The 9,945-nt window shown below is 69.8% G+C and carries 11 protein-coding genes, 3 tRNA genes and 1 pseudogene; 6 read left to right on the forward strand and 9 right to left on the reverse strand.

Going from position 1 to position 9,945, the window contains the following annotated elements; genetic code table 11:
* Positions 1 to 18 precede the first annotated feature (18 nt).
* Positions 19 to 1,680 carry an acyl-CoA carboxylase subunit beta gene (locus ABJK26_RS03225; protein WP_347240791.1) on the forward strand — a complete coding sequence of 554 codons (1,662 nt, stop codon included), beginning with the start codon at positions 19 to 21 and terminating at the stop codon, positions 1,678 to 1,680.
* Between the two features lie 9 nt (positions 1,681 to 1,689).
* The gene (locus tag ABJK26_RS03230; RefSeq protein WP_347240792.1) at positions 1,690 to 2,547 is read left to right on the forward strand and encodes a hydroxymethylglutaryl-CoA lyase; all 858 of its coding nucleotides are present in this window, start codon (positions 1,690 to 1,692) and stop codon (positions 2,545 to 2,547) included.
* Here the strand turns inward: ABJK26_RS03230 and ABJK26_RS03235 are convergent.
* Entirely contained in the window at positions 2,544 to 2,939 is a 396-nt protein-coding gene (locus ABJK26_RS03235) for a DUF3197 domain-containing protein (protein ID WP_347240793.1), read from the reverse strand. The two genes, ABJK26_RS03230 and ABJK26_RS03235, sit on opposite strands and share 4 nt — an antisense overlap.
* A gap of 81 nt (positions 2,940 to 3,020) precedes the next feature.
* Here ABJK26_RS03235 and ABJK26_RS03240 point away from each other — a divergent pair, with 81 nt between their 5' ends.
* A complete protein-coding gene (locus ABJK26_RS03240) occupies positions 3,021 to 3,638 on the forward strand; it encodes a YkgJ family cysteine cluster protein (RefSeq protein WP_347240794.1) in 618 nt (205 codons plus the stop codon).
* A gap of 28 nt (positions 3,639 to 3,666) precedes the next feature.
* Here ABJK26_RS03240 and ABJK26_RS03245 read toward each other — a convergent pair.
* A tRNA-Ser gene (locus ABJK26_RS03245) sits at positions 3,667 to 3,758 on the reverse strand.
* Positions 3,737 to 5,317, reverse strand: coding sequence for a tRNA lysidine(34) synthetase TilS (gene tilS, locus ABJK26_RS03250; protein ID WP_347240795.1), 1,581 nt, complete (start codon positions 5,315 to 5,317; stop codon positions 3,737 to 3,739). The genes ABJK26_RS03245 and tilS overlap by 22 nt, the downstream gene beginning before the upstream one ends.
* Before the next feature lie 30 nt (positions 5,318 to 5,347).
* On the opposite strand from tilS, the pseudogene ABJK26_RS03255 reads away from it, so the two are divergent.
* Positions 5,348 to 5,550: pseudogene (locus tag ABJK26_RS03255) on the forward strand (CDGSH iron-sulfur domain-containing protein); the annotation flags it as partial.
* Positions 5,551 to 5,752: 202 nt separating this feature from the next.
* Here ABJK26_RS03255 and ABJK26_RS03260 read toward each other — a convergent pair.
* Together ABJK26_RS03260 and ABJK26_RS03265 are read right to left on the reverse strand one after the other, a co-directional pair.
* A tRNA-Val gene (locus tag ABJK26_RS03260) sits at positions 5,753 to 5,829 on the reverse strand.
* A gap of 7 nt (positions 5,830 to 5,836) precedes the next feature.
* A tRNA-Cys gene (locus tag ABJK26_RS03265) sits at positions 5,837 to 5,911 on the reverse strand.
* Positions 5,912 to 5,993: 82 nt separating this feature from the next.
* On the opposite strand from ABJK26_RS03265, the gene ABJK26_RS03270 reads away from it, so the two are divergent.
* Entirely contained in the window at positions 5,994 to 7,424 is a 1,431-nt protein-coding gene (locus ABJK26_RS03270; RefSeq protein ID WP_347240796.1) for an ATP cone domain-containing protein, read from the forward strand.
* On the forward strand, positions 7,417 to 7,755 hold the full coding sequence (locus tag ABJK26_RS03275) for a hypothetical protein (RefSeq protein WP_347240797.1): 339 nt from the start codon (positions 7,417 to 7,419) through the stop codon (positions 7,753 to 7,755). Before ABJK26_RS03270 ends, ABJK26_RS03275 begins: the two co-directional genes overlap by 8 nt.
* Here the strand turns inward: ABJK26_RS03275 and ABJK26_RS03280 are convergent.
* The 4 genes from ABJK26_RS03280 to ABJK26_RS03295 all read right to left on the reverse strand — a co-directional run.
* On the reverse strand, positions 7,728 to 8,024 hold the full coding sequence (locus tag ABJK26_RS03280; protein ID WP_347240799.1) for a hypothetical protein: 297 nt from the start codon (positions 8,022 to 8,024) through the stop codon (positions 7,728 to 7,730). The two genes, ABJK26_RS03275 and ABJK26_RS03280, sit on opposite strands and share 28 nt — an antisense overlap.
* On the reverse strand, positions 8,024 to 8,332 hold the full coding sequence (locus ABJK26_RS03285) for a hypothetical protein (protein ID WP_347240800.1): 309 nt from the start codon (positions 8,330 to 8,332) through the stop codon (positions 8,024 to 8,026). Before ABJK26_RS03285 ends, ABJK26_RS03280 begins: the two co-directional genes overlap by 1 nt.
* A 9-nt stretch (positions 8,333 to 8,341) precedes the next feature.
* Positions 8,342 to 9,400, reverse strand: a complete 1,059-nt coding sequence (gene thrC, locus ABJK26_RS03290; protein WP_347240801.1) for a threonine synthase — start codon at positions 9,398 to 9,400, stop codon at positions 8,342 to 8,344.
* Between the two features lie 31 nt (positions 9,401 to 9,431).
* Positions 9,432 to 9,945: Uma2 family endonuclease (locus tag ABJK26_RS03295; protein WP_347240802.1), on the reverse strand; the 514-nt coding region annotated here is incomplete at its 5' end.

Raw genomic sequence — 9,945 nt, forward strand, 5'->3', positions numbered from 1 at the left:
AAGCGTTATAATCGGGCCATGCTGGAAACCGCCCTGCGCCCCGAGGACCGGGAAAGCCCCGCCTTCAAGGCCAACAAGGACGCCTGGGTGGCCCTGGTGCGGGACTTCAAGGAGAGCCTAGAGAGGGTGCGCCAGGGAGGGGGCCCGAAGGCCATAGAGCGCCAGCACAAGAAGGGCCGCCTCACCGCCAGGGAGCGCATCCAGAGGCTCATAGACCCGGGCACGGAGTTCTACGAGCTCATGGCCTTCGCCGGGTGGGGGATGTACGAGGAGTGGGGCGGGGCCCCGGCGGGGGGGGTGGTGGCGGGGATCGGGCGCATCCAGGGCCGGGACTGGATGGTCATCGCCAACGACGCCACGGTGAAGGCCGGGGCCTTCTTCCCCATCACCGCCAAAAAGGTCATCCGGGCCCAGACCATCGCCCTGGAAAACCGCATCCCCACGGTCTACCTGGTGGACTCCGCCGGGGTCTTCCTCCCCCTTCAGGACGAGGTCTTCCCCGACCAGGACGACTTCGGCCGCATCTTCTACCTGAACGCCCGCATGTCCGCCCTGGGGATTCCCCAGATCTCGGCCATCATGGGGAACTGCGTGGCCGGGGGGGCCTACCTTCCCGTGATGACCGACGTCCTCATCATGACCGAGGGAAGCGGCCTCTACCTGGCGGGCCCCGCCCTGGTGAAGGCGGCCATCGGCCAGGAGGTTTCCTCGGAGGAGCTCGGGGGGGCGAGGATGCACTTTGAGGTTTCGGGGACGGTGGACTTCTACGAGCCCACGGACGAGGCCGCCCTGGAGCGCATAAGGGAGCTCGCCGCCCTCTACCCGCCCCCCCGCCTCGCCCCCTGGGCGGAAGGGCGCAAGGCGCCCAAGGAACCCCTTTACCCCGTAGAGGACCTCTACGGCCTGGTCTCCCCGGACGGCTCCCGCCCCTACGACCTAAGGGAGGTGATCGCCCGCCTGGTGGACGGCTCGGAGTTTTTGGAGTACAAGGGGGGGTACGGGGAGACCCTGGTCACGGGCTTCGCCCGGATCGGCGGCTTCCCCGTGGGCATCGTGGGCAACCAGCGCCTCGTCCTGAAGAAAAAGGGGCGGATTGAGGTGGGCGGGGTCATCTACGCCGAGGCGGCGGACAAGGCGGCCCGGTTCATCCTCGAGGTCAACCAGATGAATATCCCCCTCCTCTTCCTCCAGGACGTGACGGGCTTCATGGTGGGGAAGGAGTCGGAGCAGGCGGGGATCATCAGGCGGGGGGCGAAGCTGGTGAACGCCGTCTCCAACTCGGTGGTGCCCAAGATCACCCTGATCCTCGGGGGGTCCTTCGGGGCGGGAAACTACGCCCTCGCGGGCAAGGCCTACGCCCCCCGCTTCCTCTTCGCCTGGCCGAGCGCCAAGTACGCCGTGATGGGCGGGGCCCAGGCGGCGAAGACCCTTTTGGAGCTTGAGGTGGAGAAGCTCAGGCGGGAGGGCAAGGAGCCCTCGGACGAGGAGCTAAGGGAGCTTTACGAGCGCATCAAGGGCCGCTACGAGGAGACCCTGGACCCCCGGTACGCCGCGGCGAGGCTTTGGGTGGACGCCGTGATCTTCCCCCACGAGACCCGGAAGTGGCTCATCAAGGCCCTCGAGGCCTGCGCCCTGAACCCCGAGCGGGAGCCCTTCCGGGTGGGGGTCTTCCAGGTGTAGGAGGGCGAGGTGGCCGAGGCCAAGTGGGTGGAGTGCCCCAGGGACGCCTGGCAGGGGTTTTCCCGCTTCATCCCCACGGAGGAGAAGGTGGCCTTCCTAAAAAGGCTTCTGGAGGCGGGCTTCCGCCACCTGGACCTCACGAGCTTCGTCTCCCCAAAGTGGGTGCCCCAGATGGCGGACGCCGAGGAGGTCCTAAGGGCCCTTCCCCCTCCGGAAGGGCGCACCTACCTCGCCATCGTGGCCAACGAAAAGGGCCTGGAACGCGCCCTCGCCGCCCCCCACCTCACCCACGTGGGCTACCCCTTCTCCCTCTCCGAGACCTTCCAGCAGAGGAACACCAACCGCTCCCTCGAGGAGTCCTGGCCCCTGGTGGAGGCCATGGTGGAGAAGACCCAAGGGAGGCTCGGCCTCGTGGTCTACCTCTCCATGGCCTTCGGCAACCCCTACGGGGACCCTTGGAGCGTGGAGGGGGTTTTGGAGGCCATCGCCAGGCTCAAGGCCCTCGGCGTGCGGGAGATCGCCCTCGCCGACACCTACGGGGTGGCGGACGCGGAGCGCGTCTTTGAGGTCCTGAAGGCCGCGGTGGAAAGCTTCGGCCCCGAGGGCCTTGGGGCCCACCTCCACGCCCGGCCCGAGGGGGCCCTGGAGAAGGCGGAGGCGGTCTTGGAGGCCGGGATCCCCTGGCTGGAAGGGGCCCTGGCCGGGGTGGGGGGGTGCCCCTTCGCCGGGGACGAGCTGGTGGGCAACCTCCCCACCGAGGTGGTCCTCCCCTATCTGGAGAGGAAGGGCTTGGCCACGGGGGTAGACCTCAACCGCCTCCCTAAGCTGGCGGAGGAGGCGGCGAGGCTTAGGGCCCTTTACGGCTAGGCCGCCTGCTTGAGGTAGATCCCGGGGTCCGTGGGGTTGGCGATGGCGTTCACCCGCCTAAGCACCTCCTCCGTGGGGTAGCCGAGGAGGGCGGTGAGCTCCCCCGGGGAGACCACGGCCTCGTAGAACCGCCTCGCCCCCCCCTTGAGGAGGAGGTCCACCAGCTCGGAAAGGGCCTCCTCCCCCCCGGGAAAGGCGGGTCCGAAGGCGTCGGGGATGAGGAGGTCCTTTCTTGGGGTGTGGAGGAGGAGGGCGTAGCGGGCCTTATCCCTCCGGTCTTGCCAGTCGGTGATGAGGTAGACCTTGGCCTCGGAAAGCCTCACCCCGCCCAGGGCCGCCTTCAGGGCCTCGAGGCTCGCCCGGGGCGCGGCGCGCATGCCCACGCGTTCCATGCCTCCATCTTATTCCCCTGGGGTAGGGGCAAAACTCCCGAGGAGCTTCCGGGCGTAGATCACCCCCTAAACTCAAGAGGGATGGGCGAGGCCACCACCCCGGAAGCGGCCTGGAAGGCCTTGGACCAAGACCTGGCCGACTACCTAGAGAAGAAGGGGCTGAAGCCCTCCTGCCGCGCGGGGTGCTTCGCCTGCTGCTTCGGCTGGGTAACCCTCTCCCGCCTCGAGGCCGAAGCCCTCCTTCCCCACCTCACCTCCGCCCAGAAGGCCCGCCTCCTGGAGGAAGGCCCAAGGCGCCTCGCCCTCCTGCGCCAGGGCAAGGACGACCCCCTCTTCCCAAGCCGCTTCTTCCAAGGCCGCACCCCCTGCCCCCTCCTGGAGGGGGGCCTGTGCGGGGTCTACCCCCAGAGGCCCCTCGCCTGCCGGGGCCTGCTCACCGCGGGAAACCCCGAGCTCTGCCTCCCCGAGGCCAGGGCCCCCAAGGGCCACTTCCTCCCCGTGCCCTGGCGCATGGCCCGCCTGCGCATGGAGGCGCTATGGGAGGAGGAAAGAAAGCGCCACGGCTTTCTCCTCCTCGGGGAGCTTGCGGGGCTTCTCTACCTCCTCCTCCAGGGCCTCCCCGAGGGGCGGGAGGCGGTGGAGGCCACCCTGGAGGCCCTTGGGGTTTTGGGGGGAAGGTGGGGGTACCAGCTGGGGTGAGGAAAGGGGCGGCCCGGAGGCCGCCCTTTGGCGGAGGGGGCGGGATTCGAACCCGCGAGGCCCCTCGCGGGGCCTACCGGTTTTCGAGACCGGCCCGTTCAACCGCTCCGGCACCCCTCCCTGAGCCGGGCGAAGAAGTCCCTTAAGAGCTTAGCACACTCCCCCTCCCTCAGGCCACCCCTCATGCCCCGCCCGTCCCCGAAGCGGGTGAGGGCCCCCTCCTTCAGGTTCTCCGTCCCGTAGACCACCTCTACCCCGGCCTCGAGGAGGGCGTGGTGGCACATGCGGCAAGGCTCCAGGGTGACGTAAAGCCGCCCGCCCCGGGCCCTTTGGCCGAGCCTCCTCAGGAGGAGCATCTCCGCGTGGGCCGTGGGGTCCTTTGTGGCCTCCACCCGGTTGTGGTCGGCGTGGACCTCTTCCCCCACCACCATCACCGCCCCCACGGGCACCTCCCCCTCGGCGAAGGCCCTCCTGGCCTCCTCCAGGGCAAGCCCCATGAGCTGGGCCTCCTCGGGGGGCGGGAAGAGGCCCAAGACCTCCTCCACCCGCCCCTCCTCCCCCCGCACGGGCCAGAGGGGCCTGAGCTCCCTCGGCACCCCCCTCTCCGCCAGGAACTCCACCAGGCGCTTTCTCCCGAAGGGCAGGGCCAGGTGGTCCCCGGGGGCCGGGCGGCGGAAGCCCGGGGGCAGGGGCACCCTGGGGGCCGGGGGGATGAGGAAGAGCGTCCCCCCCTGCCTGCGGGCGGTGTGGCCCCCCGGCAGGGTCCCCGCCTTCCCTTTAAGGGCCTCCTCCAGGAGGAGGACGAGGCGGTGTTCGGGGCGAAGGTCCAGGGCTTCCAGCACCTGGCGCAGGGCCCTCCGGCGCAGGGGCTCGGGGGCGTGGAGGAGGGGGGCCGCCCGGTAGGCGGGGACGAAGAAGCGGGGGTCGGGGAGGAGGCGGGCCTGGGCCTCCCGCTCCAGGAGGGCGTCCTCGGCCTCCTGCACCTTGGCGAAGCGGAAAAGGGCCTCCCGGGCCCGGGGAAAGCGCTTAAGGAGGAGGGGGAAGACCACGAGGCGCAGGTAGTTCCGGTCCAGGGAGAGGTCCTGGTTCGTGGGGTCCTCCCGCCAGGCCTCCCCCAGGGCCTCGAGGTAGGCCCTCAGCTCCTCCCGGGGGAAGGGGAGGAGGGGGCGGACCACGAGCCCCTCCTTCTCCCGGATGCCAAGCCCCCGGGCCGTGCCCTGGAGGAGCTTGAGGAGGAGGGTTTCCGCCTGGTCGTCCAGGGTGTGGGCGGTGAGGATGGCCTTGGCCCCCACCCCCTTGGCCACCCGGTGGAGGAAGGCGTAGCGCACCTCCCGGGCCAGGGCCTCGAGGTTCTCCCCCCGCTCCTTGGCGAGCCTCCCCACCTCCACCCGCTCGGCGAAGAAGGGGAAGCCGAGCCGCTCCGCCAGGGCCCGCACGAAGGCCAGGTCCTCGGGGCTATCGGGGCGGAGGCCGTGGTCCAGGTGGGCCACCACCGCCCTCCGCCCGGCCCGCGCCACCAGGTGGGCCAGGGCCACGGAGTCCCCGCCCCCCGAGACCGCGAGGACCAGGGGGTCCTTGGGGGCGAGCCTCTGCAGGCGCTCTCCAAAGGCGGCCTCGAGCCCCCCATCCCGAAGCTCCGGGCTCCCCACGAGGGCGGAAGGCTCAGACCGGCCCCCCATGGGTCCAGTCTACCCCGCTAAACTAAGGGCATGCGGATCCGCTTTCGGGAGAACGGGCCCTACGTGGTGGAGTTCCCCCCAGGGACCAGGGTGCGCCTTGGCGGGGAAGAGATCCCTCTCCCCAAGGGGAACCTGGCCTTTGCCGCTGCGGCGGTTCCCAGAAGAAGCCCTTTTGCGATGGCACCCACAAGACCCTGGGGTTCCAGGCCGAGGCGGGGGCAATCCAAATAGAGGTGGGGGGTTTCCCAAACCTAAGTGCCCGCACCTGGGCTTTGCCACACGGGATGCCCAAGCTCTGGCTGTGGGAAAGCTCTTTTGGGGCCCATGCTGGCTTGCGCCAGCACGGGGTGGCATGAGGGGGCCAGGTCCCCGCTCCCAGGGGCGGCGAAGCCGCGCTGGGATAAAGGGCAAAGCCCCGGGAATCCCGGGGCTTTCTGGTGGGCGCGAGTGGACTTGAACCACCGACCCCTACCGTGTCAAGGTAGTGCTCTGGCCACCTGAGCTACGCGCCCTTGCCTTTGGAGGCGCCGGCCGGATTCGAACCGGCGAATGGAGGTTTTGCAGACCTCTGCCTTACCCCTTGGCTACGGCGCCAAGCTATTAGGCATGGTAGCACGGGGAGAAACCCCTGTCAAGGAAAGCCCTTTCCTAGCGGGAAATGCTATGATGCCTGGCAATGGGCGAGATCTTCGTGCGCCTCAGGCGGGGCCGCTGGCCCCTTTCCAAGGGGCTCTTGGTGGAAGCCCTTCTGCCTTTAGGGGTGCCCCTCGAGGCCGCCCAGGCCGTGGCCCACACCGTGGAGGAGCGCCTCAAGGAGGAAGGCCGCAAGGAGGTAGGGCCCAAGGCCCTGCGGCAGGTCTTCCTGGAGGAGGTGGCCAAAGCCCTGGGCCAGGGGGTGGCGGAAAGGCTCTCCCGGCAGACCCTTCCCTTTGAAGAGATCCTGGTCCTAAGGGGAAGGCGGCCGAGGCCCTTTTCCAAGGGGCTCCTGGCCCAGAGCCTGGAGGAGGCCGGGCTCTCGCTAAAGGAGGCCCACGCCCTGGCCCAGGCGGTGGAGCGCCGCCTGAGGGAGGAGGGGGTGCGCAAGATCTCCGCCCGCCGCCTGGAACAGGTGGTGGCGGAGGAGGTGGCCCGGGCCAAGGGCGAGGGCGCCGGAAAGCGCTACCTGGAGCGCCAGGCCTTCGCCGGGGAGCTCTTCGTGGAGGAGGAGGGCGGCGAGCCCCGCATGCCCTTTTCCAAGGGCATCCTGGCCCAGTCCCTCATGGGGATCGGCCTCTCCCCGGAACAGGCTTACCGCCTGGCCCGGGAGATGGAACGGGCCTTGCGCCAGGAAGGAAGGCGGGTGGTGGGGCGCACGGAGCTCAGGGAGCGGGTGTACCAGGCCCTTCTCAAGGAGGTGGGAGAGGAAGCGGCCCGCCGCTACCTCCTCCTGCGGAGCCTCCGGAGGAGCGCCCGGCCAGTCCACATCCTCATAGGAGGGGTTACGGGGGTGGGGAAAAGCGTCCTCGCCTCGGCCCTGGCCTATAGGTTAGGCATCACCCACATCGTCCCCTCGGACGCGGTGCGGGAGGTCTTCCGGGCAAGCCTCTCCCAGGACCTCCTCCCCACCCTTCACCTCTCCACCTTCGAGGCCTGGAAGGCCCTCACCCCAGGCCTCCTCAGCGAGGAGGACCACGAGGCCCGGGTCCTGAGGGGGTTCCTGGACCAGGTGGCCCGGGTGGCCGTGGGCCTCAGGGCCATCCAGGAAAGGAGCGCTCTGGAGGGCACCTCCATCGTCCTGGAAGGGGTCCACGTGGTGCCTCGCTACCTGGACCACCCCCACCGGGAAAGGGTCCTCACCGTGCCCATGCTGGTGGTCCTCCACGACGAGAAGCTCCACCGGGACCGCTTCCTCCTCAGGGACCGGGAGACGGGCCACGCCCGCCCCCAGGAAAAGTACCTACGCCACTTCCCCGAGATCCGCCTCATCCAGGACCACCTCCTCCTCCTGGCCCAGGAGGAAGGGACCCCCGTCATCCCGGGGGAGGACCTGGACGAAGCGGTGGAAAAGGCCCTGGAGGTGCTGGTGGCCTACCTCGAGGCCCAAAGCCCGGGGGTGGCCCGTGCTTGAGGCCCTGGCCTTCCCCTTCCTCATGGCCCTCGCCTTCCGGCTGGAAAAACGCCTCCCCCTTTGGGCCCTGGGGATCTGGCTCAACCTCCTCTGGTTCGTCTACCAAGACCGGCTGGGCTCGGGGTGGCTCACCTACCTCCGGGGCCTGGGAGCGGGCCTCTTTCTGGCGGCGGGCTACGGGCGGCCGGGCCTGGTCTGGGCCCTCACCCCCTGGCCCCTTCTCCTTTACCTGCGCCTGGACGTAAGGGAACTGGCCCTCTACCTCCCCGCCATGGGGGAAGGCATGCTCTTAGGGGCCCTCCTCTACCTGGCGGGCTTCCGCAGGCGGTAGGCGAGGTAGGGTAGCCCGAGGCCTAAGGCCCCCCCCAGAAGGGCGTGGAGGGGGTGGCCGAAGAGGAGCTGGAGGAGGAGGTAGAGGGCCAAAAGCCCAAGGAAGAGGGGCACGGGAAAGGGCCTTTCCCCATAGGCCAGGCCCGCGCCCCCTAGCGCGAGGCCCAGGGCCAGGGCGATGCCCTCCTGGTCCGGGCGAAGCCAGAGGAAGTAGAGGTAGCCCGCCACCCCAAGAAGGGAAAGGACCTGGGCCAGGCGGTTCGGGTCCACTATTCCTTCACGAGGCGGGCCACCAGGAGCTGGGAGAGGAAGAGGGCCACGCCCCCCCAGGCCACCTGGGGCTCCCGCCCCAGAAAACCCATGACCGCCGAGAAGGCCCCGGCCACCAGGAAGTAGGGCACGTACTTCGGGCTCACGGTGAGCCCCAGGACGAAGGCCACCAGAAACCCCGCCACCCCGGGGGGAAGGCTCGCCCCCAGGGCCAGGAAGAGGAGCATGAGGGCGAGGGTGATGGCCCCGGCCACGTAGTAGGCCCCGGGAAAGGGCTCGGGGACTTTCTTGCGGGCGCGCTCGGCCATACCCCAAGGCTACCACAAAAGCCCTGCGGCCGCGGCCACCGCCTCGAGGCGGGCGGGCACGGGCGGGGGAAGCTCGGCCACCCGCTCGGCGGTGGCCGGGTCCTTGAGGCCGTGGCCCGTGAGGGTGAGGACCACGGCGCTCTCCGGGGCAAGCCTCTCCTCCCGCAAAAGCTTGAAGACCCCGGCCATGGCCGCGGCGCTCGCGGGCTCGCAGAAGATCCCTTCCTCCCGGGCCAGGTAGCGGTAGGCGAAGAGGATCTCCTCGTCCGTCACCGCCTCTATGAGCCCCCCCGACTCCTCCTTGGCCCGGACGGCCCCTTGCCAGCTCGCCGGGTTGCCGATGCGGATGGCGGTGGCCAGGGTCTCGGGGCGCTCCACCGGGCGGCCCAGGACCAAGGGCGCCGCCCCCGCCGCCTGGAAGCCGAGCATTTGGGGAAGCCTTTTGGCCTTTCCCAGGGCATGGTACTCCTTGTAGCCCATCCAGTGGGCGGTGATGTTCCCCGCGTTCCCCACGGGAAGGGCGTGGTAGTGGGGGGCGTCGCCGAGCTCGTCCACCACCTCAAAGGCCAGGGTCTTCTGGCCCTCTAAGCGGTGGGGGTTCACCGAGTTCACCAGGGCCACGGGGAAGTTTTCCGCCAGCTCCCGGGTAAGGCGCAGGGCGTCGTCAAAGTTCCCCTCCACCTGGACGATCCTCGCCCCGTGCACCAGGCTCTGGGCCACCTTGCCCAGGGCCACGTAGCCCGCCGGGAGGACCACGATGGCCCGGATCCCGGCCCTGGCGGCGTAGGCCGCGGCGGAAGCGGCGGTGTTCCCGGTGCTGGCGCAGGCGATGGCCCTTGCCCCCCCTTCCACCGCCTTGGAGACGGCGAGGGTCATCCCCCGGTCCTTGAAGCTCCCCGTGGGGTTTAGGCCCTCGTACTTGGCGTAGAGGCGGATGCCCTTCTTCCTCGCCTCCTCGGGGCCCTTGAGGGGGATGAGGGGGGTGGAGCCCTCGAGGAGGCTCACCACCGGCGTCTTCTCCGAGACCGGGAGGAGGTCCCGGTAGCGCTCAATGAGGGGAAGCCGCATGACCCCATGCTCCCGCCCCAGGGCCCCGCCGTCAAGGGAGGAAAAGGCCTCGGGTCTCCAGGGCGAAGCCGGGAAGCTCGGGGTCTAAGGGCACCCGCTCCGGCCCCTGGTGGCTCTCCACCCCTCCCGGCCGGAAGACCTCCACCCGGTGGGCGTAGGGGTCCAGGAGGACCACAAGACGCACCCCGTTCTTCAGGTACCACGCCGCCTTATCCCGCAGCTCTTCCAGACTTTGGCTTCGGGAACGGACCTCAAAGACCGCGTCCGGGGCCAAGGGAGGAAACCCTTCCCGCTCCTCCGGGGAGAGGGCCCGCCACCGCTCCCCCTGGAGGAAAGCGGCGTCCGGGGCGAGCACCGAGCCGTCGGGGAGCCTGAACCCCGTGGAGGCGTCAAAGACCACCCCCAGGCCCTGCGCCTCGTTCCAGCGGTAAAGCTGGCCCAGGACGGCGGCGCTAATCCGCCCGCTTTCCCCGCCCGTAGGGGACACGGCTAGCCTCCCGTCGGCCAGGCGCTCAAACTGCCAACCTGGGTTCTTCTCGGAAAGG

This window comes from Thermus sp. (genome assembly GCF_039793865.1).
Taxonomy (GTDB): domain Bacteria; phylum Deinococcota; class Deinococci; order Deinococcales; family Thermaceae; genus Thermus.

Bases quoted from the DNA above. Each gene is read 5' to 3' on its own strand.
- ABJK26_RS03225 (WP_347240791.1), top strand. From the start codon at position 19: ATGCTGGAAACCGCCCTGCGCCCCGAGGACCGGGAAAGCCCCGCCTTC.
- ABJK26_RS03270 (WP_347240796.1), top strand. From the start codon at position 5,994: ATGGGCGAGATCTTCGTGCGCCTCAGGCGGGGCCGCTGGCCCCTTTCC.
- ABJK26_RS03235 (WP_347240793.1), bottom strand. From the start codon at position 2,939: ATGGAACGCGTGGGCATGCGCGCCGCGCCCCGGGCGAGCCTCGAGGCC.
- ABJK26_RS03240 (WP_347240794.1), top strand. From the start codon at position 3,021: ATGGGCGAGGCCACCACCCCGGAAGCGGCCTGGAAGGCCTTGGACCAA.
- thrC (WP_347240801.1), bottom strand. From the start codon at position 9,400: ATGCGGCTTCCCCTCATTGAGCGCTACCGGGACCTCCTCCCGGTCTCG.
- ABJK26_RS03285 (WP_347240800.1), bottom strand. From the start codon at position 8,332: ATGGCCGAGCGCGCCCGCAAGAAAGTCCCCGAGCCCTTTCCCGGGGCC.
- tilS (WP_347240795.1), bottom strand. From the start codon at position 5,317: ATGGGGGGCCGGTCTGAGCCTTCCGCCCTCGTGGGGAGCCCGGAGCTT.